Here is a 15,963-nt window from a genome sequence, read left to right on the forward strand (position 1 = left end):
CTCCTTAGCCGTAAAGCTGCCTACCCGTAGATCGTCTCCTCGTCGTCGGACTCCTTGGAGATCCGCCGGGCGAGGTAGAGCCCTTCCAGTGCAAGTTCGACGGCGGCGGCGCGCTGCCCGTCGTTTTCCGCGCCCAGGCGCTCACTGATGTCGTCGTAGAGGCTGGATCCGTTGAGGGACGGCAGGTTGTGGAGGAACTCCCGCGCAGTGACCAGTTCACCGGTGGTGACCGTGGCGTGGCCGTCGAGCGCGGCCACGAGCGGGCCCATGTCCAGGCCGTGGAAGTGGGCCCGCACGGCTTCCGCGGTGGCCATGCGCAGGAGGTGGTCCAGGACGTCCTGTTCCCGGCCTTCCTCGCCGGATTCGAACTCGATCTTCCCGGCGAGGACGTCCACGGCGGCGTCCAGGTCGATGATCCGGGCGACGGCCTCGTCTTCGCCGCGCACGCTGGCCCGGCGCAGGGCCGCCGCGGCAACGGTTTCGGCGCCGGCGATGGCGAACCGCGCGGAAACCCCGGAGGTCTGGTTGACCGCCGGCGACTGCCGCAGCGCCCGGGTGTAGCGGGCCAGGATCTCGAGGATGACGGGCGGGACGCCGGCCACCAGCTGCCCCTCCTGCCGGATGACGGCGACCTCGTCGTCGAGCTCGATCGGGTAGTGGGTGCGGATCTCGGCGCCGAAGCGGTCCCGCAGGGGCGTGATGATCCGGCCGCGGTTCGTGTAGTCCTCCGGGTTGGCGGACGCGACCACCAGCACGTCCAGCGGCAGCCGCAGCACGTAGCCGCGGATCTGGATGTCGCGTTCCTCCATCACGTTGAGCATCGAGACCTGGATCCGCTCGGCCAGGTCGGGCAGCTCGTTGATGGCGATGATTCCGCGGTTGGAGCGCGGGACCAGGCCGTAGTGGATGGTTTCCGGGTCCCCGAGACGGCGTCCCTCGGCCACCCGCATCGGGTCGACGTCGCCGATCAGGTCCGCGACGGAGGTGTCCGGCGTCGCGAGTTTTTCGACGTACCGTTCCGAGCGGTGCCGCCACGCCACCCGAAGCCGGTCCCCCTCGGTGAGGGCCTGGGCGCGGGAGTGCTCCGTGATGGGTTCGTACGGGTGTTCGTTCAGTTCCGAGTCCTCGATCACCGGCGACCACTCGTCCAGCAGCCCGGCCAGGGTGCGCAGGAGCCGCGTCTTGCCCTGGCCCCGTTCGCCCAGCAGGACGACGTCATGCCCGGCGAGCAGGGCCCGCTCGAGCTGGGGCAGGACGGTCCGGCTGAACCCGAACATCCCGGGCCAGGGATCCCGGCCGGCGGCGAGCGCGGCGAGCAGGTTGTCGCGGATTTCGCGGCGCAGGTCCTTGTGGACGTGGCCGGAGGCACGCAGTTCACCAACAGTGAAGATATCGGGGCGATCACTCACTCCTCCACCGTAGACCTCTATCGTGCGGGGAATCGAGGGATTCTTGCAGATTCCTGCGCATTGGGGCGGGGTGCAAGAGAGCCGCCCGGGGTCCCCGGTCCGAGCCTGCGAGGGACGGGGCAGGCGGTGAGCGTTAGGCTGATTCTTGATGACTGCATCAACCGCGCCGAAACCATCTGCCGGGCCCTCACCCGAGCAGCAGGGCACGCTCCTGCTTCTCGTGCGCCACGGGGAGACGCCGACGACGGGCAGGTTGCTGCCGGGGCGGGCACCGGGGCTGCATCTGTCCGACCGGGGCCGGGACCAGGCTGACCGGGTCGCGGAACGGCTCGCGGGACTTCGGGTCGACGGCATCTACTCCTCGCCGCTGGAGCGCACCCGCGAGACGGCGGAGCCGGCGGCGTCCCGCACCGGATTGGGCGTAAAGCAAGATGCCGGCCTGCTCGAATGCGACTTCGGCGAGTGGACGGGCGCCTCGCTGGCCGAACTGGCGCGCTTGCGGGCGTGGCAGACAGTCCAGCACAGCCCATCGACCTTCCGTTTCCCGAAGGGCGAGAGCTTCACGGAAATGCAGGCGCGGATTGTTGGAGCGCTTGAGGTGCTGCGCACAGCCCACCCCGGCGGCGTCGTCGTGTGCTTCTCCCACGCCGACCCCATCAAGGCCGCCGTCGCCCACGCCCTGGGCACGCCCCTGGACCTCTTCCAGCGGATCGTCATCAGCCCTGGCTCGGTGTCCGCCATCTCCTATGTGGACGGCCAGGGACCCGCCGTGCTCATGGTGAATTCGACGTCGGAACCCCTCAGCGGGCTGAGGACGCCGTGAATTCGGGACAGACTGTGGGACCGCCAGTGATACGGTACAGCCGGTGTCCGGCCGGGAGCTGACCCTGCTCGCCGAGGGCCGCGTCGAGCTGCTCGGACGCATCCCGCGCAGCAGCAACGAGACGTTCCTCGCCCAGGTCTCCTGCGGGGACGACGCAGCCTATGCGGTCTACAAGCCCGAGGCCGGCGAACGGCCGTTGTCCGATTTCGAGCCCGGACTGTACCGGCGAGAACGCGCCGCCTACCTGCTCAGCGAGTCCCTGGAGTGGGGCCTCGTGCCGCCGACCGTGATCCGCGAGGAAGCTCCGCTGGGGGTCGGGTCGCTGCAGTGGTTCATCGAGTGCGACTTCCGCGAGCACTACTTCACGCTGTTCGAGGACGCCCCAGAGACGCACCGCGACCTGGCGCGGATTGCCCTGTTCGACTACGTCGCCAACAACACCGACCGCAAGAGCGGGCACGTGCTGCGCGGCGACGACGGACGGGTCTGGGGCATCGACCACGGACTGTGCTTCTCCGCCGCTTTCAAACTCCGCACCGTGATCTGGGACTTCGCCGGCGAACCTATCCCCGATGCCCTGCTCGAGGACATCGCCCCGCTCGCCGAGGCCGCTCCTCCCGAGGTGGCCGAGCTCCTCGACGACGACGAGGTCACCGCCCTGCAGCGCCGCGTCCAGCGCCTGCTGCACGCCCGGGTCCTGCCGGTTGACCGCACCGGCATGCGCTACCCCTGGCCGCTCGTTTAGGCACCCGCCCGTCCGGGTGGCTCGGATATGCCGCCGGGGACCGCGGCCTGTCCAACGATCCCGCCATCTGGCGCAACGTCCGGACGGACGGCCAGCTAGAATCGGGCCCGTAAAATGGGGCCATGGTGAAATCCGCTCCGCGGTTCGCGGGATGAAGAGCGCTGGTGGCCGACTGCTGGCCGGACTTGAGCTCGACCGCGCAGCGGCTGAGCCTTTGCACCAGCAGCTGTATGCGCAGTTGCGCACCCAGATCCTGACGGGTTCAATGCCGAGCGGAACCCGCTTGCCCTCGACCCGCACACTCGTCACCGAGCTGGGAGTATCGCGGATCACTGTCGTGTCTGCGTTCGAGCAACTCACTGCTGAGGGCTTCCTGCGCTCACGTGCGGGTGACGGCACATACGTCGACACCCTGTGGAGCGATGCCGCCCCGCAGCGGCCGATGTCCCGGCCGCCGCTGTCCGAACGCGGAGCCGCCACCTCTTCGCGGGGCACCGACCTGTTCAGCGAGGCGCCGCACACGTGGGCGCCCGCCGAGACCGAATCGTTCGTTGCCAGCCAGGTTGCGTCCTCGGCTTTCCCCGCGGCGACCTGGAAACGCCTGTTGGGGCGCCATGCCGGGCGCACCGATCCGCTTGCGATCGGGTACAGCGATCCCCACGGCTACCGCCCACTGCGGGAAGCGATCGCGGAATACGTCAACGACGTGAGAGCCCTGGGGTGCACGGCGGACCAGGTGGTCGTCACCTCCGGTGCGCAGCAGGCCTTCAACGTGCTGGCGGTTCTCCTGCTCGACGCCGGCGACCCCGTCGTCGTCGAGGACCCGGGGCACATCTCCGGACGGCTCGCCTTCCAGTCCCAGGGCTGTCCTGTCCGAGGCGTCCCAGTCGACGACGAGGGAGCAGTCCTCCCGGACGACGACGCGGCTCCGGCACGCCTGGCCTGTCTGACCCCCGCGCGGCAGCATCCGCTCGGCATTGCGATGAGCCCGGGGCGAAGGGCGGAGTGGATCGCGTGGGCGCAACGGAACGGGAGCTGGATCGTCGAGGACGACTGCGACAGCGAGCTGCGCTACCGCGGGAAATTCCTCCCCACCCTGTTCGGGCTCGATTTGAGCAGGCAGGTGATCACTGTGGGCTCCTTCAGCAAGGTGCTCGCGCCGTCGATCCGCCTCGGATACTGCGTGCTGCCGGAGGACCTGGTGAAGCCGTTCGCATCCGCATCATCGGTCATTGGGCGCCCGCCCGCGATGGTGCTCCAGATGGCCCTCACGGACTTCCTGTCGGAAGGGCATCTGCACGCCCACCTTCGCCGCACCCGGCGTCTCTACGCGGCACGTCAGGACGCCCTGCTCGAAGCAATCGATCACCAGTTGAGCCACAGGATTGAAGCCGCCCCGGTCGACGCTGGCCTGCACGTCATGGGTTGGCTCCGTGAACCGGTCGACGATATCGAGGTAGCCAGGGGACTGGCCGCGGGCCGGGTGTACACCTACCCCCTCGGCGAGTACCGGCTCACCCGGCAGCTCCCCCCGGCGCTGCTAATCGGGTTCGCCGGCACCGCGGAGGAGCACATGCCGCAGGCTGTCGGCAGGATGGCCGCCGCGTGGGACCGATGGGAGCGCATCGCCGCAGGTTCCTGAATGGACTTAACGACTGTGGCCTTAATGGACCTTTTTTGCGATCCATTACCGGCGTACAAATGATGAGTGACATTCGCCACCACCCCTGACACGCCTCCCGAGGAGCCAACGATGCCCCCTGCCGACGCCCAATTTAAGGCGCTCCTAAGATCCCGCCTCAACCAAGAGGAGATCGACTCCCTGCCCCGCCTGACCGACGAGCTGGCCCGGACCCTGATCGAACGGATCGACCGCGCCCCTCTGTTCGCCCACGCCTACGCCCTCCTTGGCAACCTGACCTACGGCGGGTACGGGCCCGATGACGTGCTCGACTTCGCGCATCGGCACGGCCTGGCCGGCGCCTGCATCCACCTCCTCGACGGCGAGGAGCGGAGCCTGGGCCGGATGAGCGAGAACAGGCTTCGCGAGTTCGCCGACCGCGCGCGCCACCTGGGTCTGGGGATCCACCTCGAAATCAGCACCACCCTGCGCGCGGACGTGGACGAGGTAGTCCGCATCGCGGGGGTCCTCGGCGTCCGGCACATCCGCGTCTACTCGCGCTTCGAGGGCACGCTCTCGCAGGTGATGACACTGATCGAGCAGGACCTGCGCCGGCTCGCCGTGCTCGCAGACGAGCACGATCTGCACTTCTCCTTCGAGCAGCACGAGGAACTGCGCTCCACCGAGATCGCCGAGTTGCTGCGCCGGGTCTCCCATCCGCGCCTGCACGCCATGTTCGATTTCGGGAACATGATCAATGCCTGCGAGCGTCCCATGGATGCCCTCTCCGCGCTCGCGCCGCACATCCTGCAGGTTCACCTGAAAGGGGTCCATGTTCTTCCCGAGGGAGACGGATACGGTCACCGCGGTGTCCTGCAGGGAAGCCCTGAGGACGACTTGCCCGGTGCGCGGATGCTCTTCGAGCTCCTGATACTCGGCGAGGACGAGCCTCAGGTCATCGCCCTGGCCCTCGAACAGGAAAATCTTTACTACGCTCCCGCCTTCCGCCACGCCGGCGAAGGCGCGGACCCGTTCATCCCGTACCGCGATCTGAGCACTACCGGCATCCCGCACGGATGGACCCGGGATGAACTGCTCGCTGCAGAACCCGGCTGGGCCGACCACCAGGTGGCCCACGTGAAGGAGCTGCTCGCCTCGCTGCGCGACATCGCCGTCGCGCAGCTCGACACAACGAAGTCCCTGGCAGGTGCACGATGACCACATTGACTCAGACCCCCGGGAAGTCCACGAACCGCGTCGACTGGAGCAAGTGGATCCGCTTCGCTCTGCTCGTCATGGCGGGCGGCACCATCTACAAGCTCGCCAACCTCAAGGACGCGTTCTACGTCCCCATGCAGGAGGCAATGGGCCTCAGCCACACTGAGATCGGCACCCTGCTGAGCGTCAACTCGATGGTCGCGACGGCGCTCTTCATCGTCGGCGGCTACCTCGCCGATCGCTTCTCCACGCGGATCCTCATCCCGCTCGGACTCGTGGGCACCGGAGCGCTGGGCCTGTTCCTCAGCACGTTCCCCGGCTTCAGCACGCTCCTGCTCCTGTTCGCGCTGCTCGCCGTGTGCTCGGACTGCCTGGTCTGGCCCGCGTTGCTGAAGAGCATCCGTCAGCTTGGCGGCTCGAAGGAACAGGGGCGGCTCTTCGGCCTCCTCGAGGGCGGTCGCGGCGTCGTCGACACTGCCGTGGCGTTCTCCGCGCTGGGAATTTTCGTCCTGCTCGGTTCGGGTACCGGCGGATTCCGTGCGGCCATTGCCTTCTACGCCATCATTGACGTCGTCGTCGGCGTGCTGTTGTTCCTGCTGCTTCGCAGTCAGCCAAGCAATCAGACAAGCGAGCAGGCGAGCGAGCAGCCCGTGGCGAAGAAGCAGAAGGCCGGCCTCGGCGAAATCTGGCGTGCCGCGCAGCAGCCGCAGCTGTGGTGGGTGAGCTTCACCGTGTTCATGGTGTACGTCGTGTACTGCGGCCTCACCTATTTCATCCCGTATTTGACCTACGTGTACGGGCTGCCTGTCGCGCTGGTCGGCGCCTACGGCATCATCAACCAGTACGGCCTGAAAATCATCGGTGGCCCGATCGGCGGAGTCCTCGCGGACAAGGTGGTCAAGGGTGCGAGCCGGTACATCCGGTTGGCGTTCCTGTGCCTGATCCCGGTGGTGGCGGTGCTGCTGCTCCTCCCGGCCGATCCCGGCAGCCAGATCCCGGCGATGATCGTGACCCTGCTGTTCTCGCTTATCGTCTTCACCATGCGGGGTGTGTTCTGGGCGCCGATGGACGAGGTCGGGATTCCGGAGGAGACCAGCGGCACGGCTTTCGGAATCGCATGCCTGGTCGGTTATGCACCAGGGATGTTCGCTTTCATCGTCTACGGGACAATCCTCGACGCAAATCCGGGAGCCGCCGGTTACCACATCGTGTTCCTCGTGCTCGCGGCGCTCGCCCTCGTGGGAGCGGCCGTGTCCAGCGGGCTCGTGCGAGCCGCCCGGGCCCGACGGGCTGCGGCCGAGGTTTGATCGTGTACCGGACGACGGCGGGGACTTCCCGCCGTCGTCCGCTTCCGTTTTGGTGAGGTGCTGGACAGCGCGGGCGAGCCGCCGTCGGAGGCATGGATGGCGCCGAAGATCTACCGTGAGAAGCGTCTCAATTTATTACGGAGGCAGCCGGGGGCCACCCGCCGGCAGGGTAAAGTTATCTGTTCGTAACATTTATCTGACTGAAATGTGTTTGAAGATGCCTGCAGACTCCGCTAATGAAGACAAGCCGAAACAGCTCCTCGGGCTAAGTGGCACCCAGACTATTGGCTCGGCGTTGGCCGCGGTGACCTCTGCCTTGGTGGGGTCCTTTCTAGGCGTTGCCGGGACGCTTATTGGCGCCGCACTCGGCTCCATCGTTGCCACGGTGGGCGCCGCCCTGTATGCCCGGACACTCAGCTCGGCCGCCACCGTGGCAATGACGAAAATCCCAAAGCGACGCAGGGGTGGACTGCCCGCTGACGACGCCGGCGTGCTGGCCGCCAGCGCCCCGGCCGAAAGCGACGAACCTCAAGCCAACCGGCTGAAGAGGCAGGTCACCCCAAAGACCTGGATTAAGATCGGGGCGGTCAGTGCTGCCGCATTCGTGATCGCGATGGTCGGTGTCACTGCAGTCGAATTCGGAACCAATAAGCCCATCTCCAGCCTGGTCTCGTCGGCGTCGAGCATCGACGGTGCGGCTGGCCCCACGACGACGCTGGGCACGGCCCTGGGTGGCACTCCGACTGTCCCGGACAAAACGGACGCATCGACCAAGGACGTGACGGAAGGACCCGGGCAAGTCGCGCAAGTGCCCGGGCAGGTCGAGCAAGGTGCCACCAAGACAGATGGCCTGACCACGGAGGGTAGCCCCAGTGGCACGGACAGCGGCTCGGCCGGAACCGCAGTGCCGGGAGCCGGCGCACCAAGCGACACCACGCCGGCGGACGTCGCCCCCGCAACCGAACAGACCCAGCAGCCTGCCCCCGCAACCGAACAGACCCCGCAGCCCGAGGTGTCCTCGGATTCGGGATCGGCCGAGCAGCCCGCACCGTAATGGCGATGATAGGGATCAAGGACCGATAGGAACCTGTTAAGGATGGCGGGGTCGGGGCGGCGGTGTTGTGGCGGCTGGCACATCCGACGAGGACCACCGTATTCTCAGCGGTCAGCCGGCATTTCGTTGCCGCGTTGAAGCAAAGGCATTCACGAGCTCCGGCTCAGTTGCCGGGGTCAACGCGACTGCTCGCCCGCAGGTAGTTTTGCCTGATGGCCGGGTGGAAGTCCGGGGCGGGTGCGGCGTCCACCGCGACCGGCCAATCCGGCCGGTTGCCGCTGGAGGCCCAGACTGCCTGGACGGCAGCACCCCGGGCCACGTACTCCCCCGGGCTCGGGACCACGACCGGCAGGTCGAAGACCTGGGCCGCGATGGCCTGCACCGCGGGGTTCTGCACGGCGCCGCCGATCAGCAGGAGCCGTGTTGCGGGGCTCCCTTGCGCCCGGAGGGCATCCAGGCCGCCGGACAGTCCGCAGAGCATGCCTTCGATGGCGGCCCGGGCCAGATTGCTCCTGGTGCTGGAGGCAATGCTGAGCCCGTGGAAGCTGGCCTTGGCGTGGGGCAGGTTGGGCGTGCGCTCACCTTCGAAGTAGGGCACGAGCACCACGCCGCCGGCGCCGGGTTCGGCGCCCAGGGCAAGTCGCGCAAGTTCGTCGAAGTCCACGCCCAGGATGCCTGCCACGGAGCCGAGCACGCGCGCGGCATTAAGCGTGACGGCGATGGGCAGGTATTCTCCGCTGGCGTCCGCGAAGCCCGCCACCGTTCCGCTGGGATCGGCGACGGCACGGGACGCCACCGAGAACACCGTGCCACTGGTGCCGACGGACACCACCACGTCCCCGGGTTCGGCCCCCAGACCCAGGGCGGCGGCCGCATTGTCTCCGGCGCCGGCACCGAGGAGAATGCGGTGCCCGGGTCCGGCCGGGCTTGATCCGGACTGGCCGGGCAACTGAGTCGCGGAGCCGAAGCAGCCGGGGTGAACCGCCCCGGCGGAGCCGCCGGGGCCCAGCACCCGCGGCAGAACCACGGTGCCTGGATCCCGGTGCCCGGCACCCCCGCCGGCTTCCCTGGCGTCCCGGCCGAAGGCCAGTTTGAACAGCTCCACATCGTATTCGCCGGCCGAAGGGCTCCAGTATCCGGTGCCGCTGGCATCGGAGCGGTCGGTGGTGAGCTGGTCCAGGTCCGGGCCCAGCGGGCTGGTTGCTGCCGGGCCGTAACCGCGGAGCCGCCAGGTCAGCCAGTCGTGGGGCAGCGCAACAGCCGCCACCCGGTCCGCCAGGTCCGGTTCGTGGTCCCGGACCCAGCGGATCTTGGTGATGGTGAAGGAGGCCACCGGGACCAGCCCGGTCCTGCGGGCAAAGTCCTCCGCCCCCACTTCGTCGGTGAGAGCGGCCGCTGCCGACGCCGATCGGGTGTCGTTCCACAGCAGCGCCGGGCGCACCACGTTGCCGGCGTGGTCCAGCAGCACCATGCCGTGCTGCTGTCCCCCCACCGAGAGCGCGCTGACGTCCGCCAGCCCGCCGGCGTCGTCGAACGCCGCTGACAAGGCCCGCCACCACTGATCCGGGTGGACTTCCGTTCCGTCCGGGTGGGCGGCCCGGCCCTCGCGGACCAGCGTGCCGGTGCCGGCTTCGAGGATCACCACTTTGCAGCTTTGGGTGGAGGAGTCCACACCGGCAACAAGGTTCATGGAAGCAGCCGTCACGGTCTTAGCGGGCGCCGAGCAGGTGCTCGATGAAGAGCTGCTGCAGCTTCACGAAACCGAAGCCCTTGCCGCCGAAGTAGGCGTCGGCGTCGAAGTCCTCGTAAGAGGCGCGGTCCGCGCGGAGCTGGTCGTAGCCTTCGCCCGGGTTGAGGGTGGGTTCGTTGATTTCCGCCACGCGGGAGGACTGCAGCGCGGCCTGGACCTCGGGGTCGGCGCGGAAAGCCTTGGCGCGTTCCTTGAGCAGCAGGTAGGTCTGCATGTTAGCGGCCGCGGAGTCCCATACGCCGTCGATGTCCTCGGTGCGGCTGGGCTTGTAGTCGAAGTGGCGCGGGCCGTCGTAGGCCGGCCCGCCGTCGGGGCCGCCGTTTTCGAGCAGGTCCACGAGCGAGAACGCGTTCTGCAGGTCGCCGTGGCCGAACACCAGGTCCTGGTCGAACTTGATGCTGCGCTGGCCGTTGAGGTCGATGTGGAAGAGCTTGCCCTGGTAGAGCGCCTGGGCGATGCCGTGGGTGAAGTTCAGTCCGGCCATCTGCTCGTGCCCGGTCTCGGGGTTGATGCCCACCAGTTCGGGGCGCTCCAGGGTTTCGATGAACGCCAGGGCGTGGCCCAGGGTGGGGAGCAGAATGTCGCCGCGGGGTTCGTTGGGCTTGGGCTCGATGGCGAACCGGATGTTGTAACCCTTGTCCGTGACGTAGTCGCCCAGCAGGTTCACGGCTTCGCGGTAGCGTTCCAGGGCGCCGCGGATGTCCTTGGCTGCGTCGTATTCACTGCCTTCCCGGCCGCCCCACATGACGAAGGTTTCCGCACCCAGCTCGGCGGCGAGGTCAATGTTGTCCAGGACCTTGCGCAGGGCGAAGCGCCGGACGCCGCGGTCGTTGCTGGTGAAGCCGCCGTCCTTGAAGACGGGGTGGCTGAACAGGTTGGTGGTGACCATCGGGACAATCATTCCGGTGGACTTCAGCGCGCCCGTCAGCCGGTCGATTTCACGCTGGCGGTCAGCGGCGGAGCAGCCGAAGGGAAAGAGGTCGTTGTCGTGGAAGGTGATGCCGTAGGCGCCGAGGTCGCTGAGCCTGTTGACGGCCTCGACCGTGTCCAGCGGCGGGCGGGTGGCCGATCCGAACTGGTCCTGGGCCTCCCAGCCCACCGTCCAGAGGCCGAAGGAAAATTTGTCGTCACGGGTGGGCTGAATCGTCATTGAATGCTCCGAAGGTAGTTGTGGCTGCTGTTGCGCGGCTGGCGGGGAAACCAGAGGAAATTGTTCTAGAGCCAAACATATTACGAATTTTGGCAGAGTCAACCCCAGCAAGCAAGGAATTGCTAACCGGTTCTGGCGCTGCGGGCGGGTGAATGTTAAGTTGTTCATAACAGCAATTTGGCCGGCAGATCAAGCAATGAGGCCCTTGAGTGAAGGATCCCACCGTGATTGATCAGATGGTGACCGAACGCAATTGGCCGGAAAACCTCAGCTACGAAACCCATCCGCGCACTGCGTCGGAACCGCAAGACCTCCGGCTGGATTCGGATGAGAAATTCCGCAACGCCTTCCTGGACCGCGCGGTGGCCGGCCGCTGATAGTGTCACGATGATGCCTCCACGTACTCTTGCTTCCGCGGCGGCGAGGGAGCCGGATCCGTCCCGCCGCAACAATTTGTCGCTGCTGACCTCCCTCGTCCACCACCACGGCGTCCTCAGCCGTGCCCAACTGACCCGGCACACGGGACTGAACCGTTCCACCGTCGGGACGCTGATCGGACAACTCGTTGCGTTGGGCCTGGTCTATGAAACGGCGCCCGCCGGCGAAGGGCACGTCGGCAGGCCGAGTCCGAACGTCCATCCGAGCCCGTCGGTCGCGGCGTTGGCAGTCAACCCAGAGATCGACGCCGTCACTATCGGCCTGGTCAGTCTCGGGGGGAAGGTGCAAAAGAAGATCCGCTTCGACACGGAACGGATTCCGAGCGCCCGGGAAGCGGTGAATATCGCATCGGCCGTGATCGCCGGGATGCGCTCCGAGCTGGATGCGTCCTACCGGATCACGGGCATTGGCATGGCCGTGCCGGGCCTGGTCAACCGCGACGACGGCGTGGTCCGGCACGCGCCGCACCTGGGCTGGCGGAACGAGCCGGTCGCCCGGATGCTGAGCGAAGCCACCGGCTATCCGTGCCAGGCCGCGAACGACGCCTCCCTCGGCGCCGAAGCGGAGCTGATTTTCGGCGCCGGCGCCGGGCAGGGGAACCTGATCTACCTCAACGGCGGCGCCAGCGGCATCGGCGGCGGAATCATCTCCGACGGGCAATTGCTCAGGGGCGCCTCCGGCTACGCAGGGGAGATCGGCCATACCTTTGTCCGCTCCGGAGGAAAGCGCTGCCACTGCGGCGCCACCGGCTGCCTGGAAACCGAAGTCTCCCAGTCCCGCCTCCTCGAACTGGCCGGGCTAAGCCGCGGCGACACCGCCGACCTCGAAAAGGCGCTGGCAACCAGCAGCAGTGCTGAGGTGAACGACGAAGTGGCACGCCAGCTCATGTTCCTGGACATAGCCCTGCGCAATGCCGTGAACATTTTCAACCCCGAGGCAATCGTCCTGGACGGCTTCCTGGGAACGCTGTACGCCCTCGCACCGGAGTCGGTGGACGGAGTGCTGCTATCCCAGGCAATGGACGGCCCCGCCGGCCAGGTCGAGATCTACCGTGCAGCGCTCGGTTCTGACCTGATGATGATCGGGGCCGCGGAGCTGGCGTTTACCCCGTTCCTGGCCGACCCCGCGGGCCTCGGCACAACCACCCGCACCGCGCCCGCGGCGGGCTAGGAACCCGACACTGGTTCAAAAGCCGGAGCAGCCGGTACGGCGTTGCGCGCGGATCGACCCCTCAGGCCAACTATCTGCCATACAAATAGGTGGCATCAGTAAACGCCTCTTCACCGAATACCTCTCTTGCCTCAGTCTGGTTACTAGACCTGCAGCGACCCCACTCAAGGCAATCAGTACTTAGAAGGAATTCAACGTGGAAACTCCCCTCTCCCATCTTGCCCACCTCGAAATCACCACTCCCGACGTCGAAGCCTCGGCACGGTTCTACGAGGAAAAGTTCGGCATGCGCATCGTCGACCGGGTGGACGGCAACGTCTACCTGCGCTGCTGGGGTGACTACTACCGCTACAGCCTGGTCCTCACCGAAGGGCCGGAAGCGTCCCTGGGCCGCATGGCCTGGCGCGCCAACTCCCAGACCGCCCTGGCAGCCGCAGCCCAGCGCGTCGAAGCAACCGGTGTCCAGGGCAGCTGGACCGCCGGCGGCCACGGCTACGGCAAGGCCTACGAATTCACCGGCCCCTATGGCCACCCCATGCGCCTCTTCTTCGACGTTGAGAAGTTCGTGGCCGAACCCGGTTTTGAATCCACCTACCCGGACCGGCCGGAGCGCCGCAGCAGCCACGCCGCAGCGCCCCGCTTCCTGGACCACGTCACCGTGGCCTCCTCCGATGTCCGAGGCTTCGCCAAGTGGTACAACGAGGCCCTGGGCTTCCGCGTCATGGCCTTCGTGGACTTGGACGAGGCACCCATCACCGTCTTCTCCGTGCTCACGACCAACGAAAAGTCCCACGACCTGGGCGTGGTCCTGGACACCTCCAGCCGCGCGGGACGCGTCAACCACATCGCCTTCTGGGTGGACGCCACCGAAGACCTGCTCCGCACCGCGGACGTCATGATGGAAAACGGCACCGCCATGGAATACGGCCCCTCCATCCACGGCGTGGGCGAGCAAAACTTCCTCTACTTCCGCGACCCCTCTGGCCTGCGCGTCGAGCTCAACTCCGGCGGATACCGCAACTACGTCCCGGACTGGGAAGCCAACACCTGGAAGCCCTCCGAAGGCTCCAACAACTTCTACAAAAACGGCGCCATGCCGCACTCCATGACCGAATCCTTCCCTCCCGCGGAAGGCTTTACCGCCACCGAAGAAGGCGCCTCCCCCGAAATGAAAGAAGCCCTCCTGAACCCCTACGCCAAGCAGGGACGGGGCTAGGACACCATGGCCGAAACACAATATGCACTCATCCGGTTCCAGGAGACCGGTGACAGCAAGGCCCGCGCGGGCCTGCTGGTCGGCGACCGCGTCGTGGCCCTGAATGAGGAGATCAATACACTGATCGAGCACTGGGACACCACCGAGAGCCAACTGGACGCCATCGCCGCATCGGCCGGCGAGGACACCGGCCTGGCGATGGCCGACATCGAGGTCCTCGCCCCGGTAGAGCCTGTCCAGGTCCTTCAGACCGGCGCCAACTACCGCAAGCACGTCATCGACCTCGCCGCAGCCCACCGCGAACCCGGCCAGGACGAGGACGAAGTCCGGGACCGGACCGCCGCGATGATGGACAAGCGCGCGGGCCAGGGAACGCCGTACTTCTTCATCGGGCTGCCGACGGCGATCGCGTCCGCCACGGACGACCTCACCCTGCCTGCCTACTCCAAGTCCCACGACTGGGAACTTGAACTGGCCGCGGTGATCGGCAGGACGGCGTTCCGGGTCACCCCCGAGGAAGCCCTGGACTACGTCTTCGGCTACACCATGGTCAACGACATCACCACCCGTGAGTACGTGTTCCGCAAGGACATGCCGGCGATCGGCTCGGACTGGTACCGCGCCAAGAACGCCCCCGGCTTCCTGCCCACCGGACCGCTGCTGGTACCCGCCAAGTTCTTCGGCGACCCGCAGGACGTCCAGGTCACGCTGAAGCTCAACGGCAAGGCCATGCAGGACGAGTCCACCTCAGACATGATCTTCGGTGTCGCCAAGCTGATCAGCGAGGCCTCCCAGATCATGCCGCTGCGCCCGGGAGACCTGGTGCTCACCGGAAGCCCCGCCGGCAACGGCCAGCACTGGGGAAGGCTGCTCCAGGACGGCGACGTCATGGAGGGCACCATTACGGGCCTGGGCACCCAGCTCATCCATTGCAAGGACGAAGTTGTCACTGAAGGCAGCCAGCAGTGACCAGCCAGGACACAGCACCAACCACCACCGGCACCGGGGAATCAGCCACCGATTCCCCGGTCATCCGGCGTGACGATCCGCTCGGCAGCATCCGCGCCATGGCCGAATCCCACAACAACTGGGGCCGCTGGGGCCAGGACGACGTCCTTGGGACCCTGAACTTCATCGACGCGGACAAGCGCATTGAAGCAGCAGCCCTGGTAAAGACGGGCGAGGCCTTCTCGCTGTCCCAGCCGTTCGACACCAACGGCCCGCAGAAGGGCTGGCGGCGACGCACCAACCCTGTCCACACCATGACCGACACCGGCGTGGACGCCGAACGCGGCAACCAGGGCTTCCCGCACGGCTTCGGCGGCGCGGACGACGTCATTGCCATGCCGCTGCAGTGCTCCACCCAGTGGGACGGCCTCGGCCACATCTTCGACCAGGGCAAGGCCTGGAACGGCCGCGCCGCAGGGGACGTGGTCACCTCCGAAGGCGACCTGGTCACCGGCATCGAAACCGCCGCGGCCAAGATCGTCACCCGCGGCGTCCTGCTGGACGTCGGCCGCGCGCTCGGACCCGAACTGGGAAGGAACGACGGCGAGCTGCCGGACGGTTTTGCCATCACCCCCGAACACCTCCAGCGGACCATCGACCTGCAGGGCCCCAGCTCAAAGGTTGGCCGGGGCGACATCCTTGTGATCCGCACCGGACAGCACACCCGGGTGCGCCGCGACGGCTGGGGCGACTACGCCGGCGGCTCAGCCCCGGGGCTGTCCTTCAGCACCGCACCCTGGCTTCACCGCAGTGAAATCGCGGGGATCGCCACGGACACTTGGGGTTTCGAGGTCCGGCCCAACGAGTTCGACGGCGCCTTCCAGCCCCTCCACCAGATCGCCATCCCCAACCTTGGGCTGTTCCTCGGCGAAATGTGGGACCCGGACGGCCTCGCGGAGGCTTGCGCGGCAGACGGCAGGTACGACTTCCTGCTCACCGCGGCGCCCCTGCCCATTACCGGCGCCGTCGGATCGCCCGTCAACCCGATCGCCCTCCGGTAGCTTTCAGTACAACAGCACCACAACCATCATCAGTCAGGCCGTCAATACAAAGG

The 15,963-nt window shown here is 67.1% G+C and carries 14 protein-coding genes; 11 read left to right on the forward strand and 3 right to left on the reverse strand.

Annotation, left to right across the window (positions count from 1 at the left end; all coding sequences use genetic code 11):
* Positions 1-20 precede the first annotated feature (20 nt).
* Complete coding sequence (locus tag AC1DKN_RS12420; RefSeq protein WP_476849697.1) at positions 21-1,409, reverse strand: sigma 54-interacting transcriptional regulator; 1,389 nt, start codon at positions 1,407-1,409, stop codon at positions 21-23.
* Between the two features lie 148 nt (positions 1,410-1,557).
* On the opposite strand from AC1DKN_RS12420, the gene AC1DKN_RS12425 reads away from it, so the two are divergent.
* The 6 genes from AC1DKN_RS12425 to AC1DKN_RS12450 all read left to right on the forward strand — a co-directional run bounded on the left by AC1DKN_RS12425 (position 1,558) and on the right by AC1DKN_RS12450 (position 8,177).
* Positions 1,558-2,232, forward strand: a complete 675-nt coding sequence (locus tag AC1DKN_RS12425; RefSeq protein ID WP_476849698.1) for an MSMEG_4193 family putative phosphomutase — start codon at positions 1,558-1,560, stop codon at positions 2,230-2,232.
* A 43-nt stretch (positions 2,233-2,275) separates the two neighbouring features.
* Positions 2,276-2,977 carry an SCO1664 family protein gene (locus tag AC1DKN_RS12430; protein ID WP_476871421.1) on the forward strand — a complete coding sequence of 234 codons (702 nt, stop codon included), beginning with the start codon at positions 2,276-2,278 and terminating at the stop codon, positions 2,975-2,977.
* 151 nt (positions 2,978-3,128) lie between these two features.
* On the forward strand, positions 3,129-4,619 hold the full coding sequence (gene pdxR / locus AC1DKN_RS12435; protein WP_476857603.1) for a MocR-like pyridoxine biosynthesis transcription factor PdxR: 1,491 nt from the start codon (positions 3,129-3,131) through the stop codon (positions 4,617-4,619).
* A 66-nt stretch (positions 4,620-4,685) separates the two neighbouring features.
* Positions 4,686-5,816, forward strand: a complete 1,131-nt coding sequence (locus tag AC1DKN_RS12440) for a sugar phosphate isomerase/epimerase family protein (RefSeq protein ID WP_476857604.1) — start codon at positions 4,686-4,688, stop codon at positions 5,814-5,816.
* Positions 5,813-7,123 (forward strand): MFS transporter, encoded by a 1,311-nt coding sequence (locus tag AC1DKN_RS12445; RefSeq protein ID WP_476857605.1) that lies wholly within the window; start codon positions 5,813-5,815, stop codon positions 7,121-7,123. The genes AC1DKN_RS12440 and AC1DKN_RS12445 overlap by 4 nt, the downstream gene beginning before the upstream one ends.
* Positions 7,124-7,340: 217 nt before the next feature.
* Positions 7,341-8,177, forward strand: coding sequence for a hypothetical protein (locus AC1DKN_RS12450; RefSeq protein ID WP_476871422.1), 837 nt, complete (start codon positions 7,341-7,343; stop codon positions 8,175-8,177).
* A 163-nt stretch (positions 8,178-8,340) separates the two neighbouring features.
* On the opposite strand, the gene AC1DKN_RS12455 is transcribed toward AC1DKN_RS12450, so the two are convergent.
* Together AC1DKN_RS12455 and xylA are read right to left on the reverse strand one after the other, a co-directional pair.
* Entirely contained in the window at positions 8,341-9,867 is a 1,527-nt protein-coding gene (locus AC1DKN_RS12455) for a xylulokinase (RefSeq protein WP_476871423.1), read from the reverse strand.
* Positions 9,868-9,886: 19 nt separating this feature from the next.
* Positions 9,887-11,077, reverse strand: a complete 1,191-nt coding sequence (xylA, locus tag AC1DKN_RS12460) for a xylose isomerase (RefSeq protein ID WP_476871424.1) — start codon at positions 11,075-11,077, stop codon at positions 9,887-9,889.
* A gap of 209 nt (positions 11,078-11,286) precedes the next feature.
* On the opposite strand from xylA, the gene AC1DKN_RS12465 reads away from it, so the two are divergent.
* The 5 genes from AC1DKN_RS12465 to AC1DKN_RS12485 all read left to right on the forward strand — a co-directional run bounded on the left by AC1DKN_RS12465 (position 11,287) and on the right by AC1DKN_RS12485 (position 15,910).
* Entirely contained in the window at positions 11,287-11,454 is a 168-nt protein-coding gene (locus AC1DKN_RS12465) for a hypothetical protein (RefSeq protein WP_476871425.1), read from the forward strand.
* A 10-nt stretch (positions 11,455-11,464) separates the two neighbouring features.
* A complete protein-coding gene (locus tag AC1DKN_RS12470) occupies positions 11,465-12,685 on the forward strand; it encodes an ROK family transcriptional regulator (protein WP_476849702.1) in 1,221 nt (406 codons plus the stop codon).
* A gap of 196 nt (positions 12,686-12,881) precedes the next feature.
* Entirely contained in the window at positions 12,882-13,901 is a 1,020-nt protein-coding gene (locus AC1DKN_RS12475) for a VOC family protein (RefSeq protein ID WP_476871426.1), read from the forward strand.
* Positions 13,902-13,907: 6 nt separating this feature from the next.
* Positions 13,908-14,870: a fumarylacetoacetate hydrolase family protein gene (locus AC1DKN_RS12480; protein WP_476871427.1), complete on the forward strand. Its 963-nt coding sequence runs from the start codon at positions 13,908-13,910 to the stop codon at positions 14,868-14,870.
* A complete protein-coding gene (locus AC1DKN_RS12485; protein WP_028275798.1) occupies positions 14,867-15,910 on the forward strand; it encodes a cyclase family protein in 1,044 nt (347 codons plus the stop codon). The genes AC1DKN_RS12480 and AC1DKN_RS12485 overlap by 4 nt, the downstream gene beginning before the upstream one ends.
* Positions 15,911-15,963: the final 53 nt, after the last annotated feature.

It is taken from the genome of Arthrobacter sp. 01N444 (assembly GCF_056399305.1).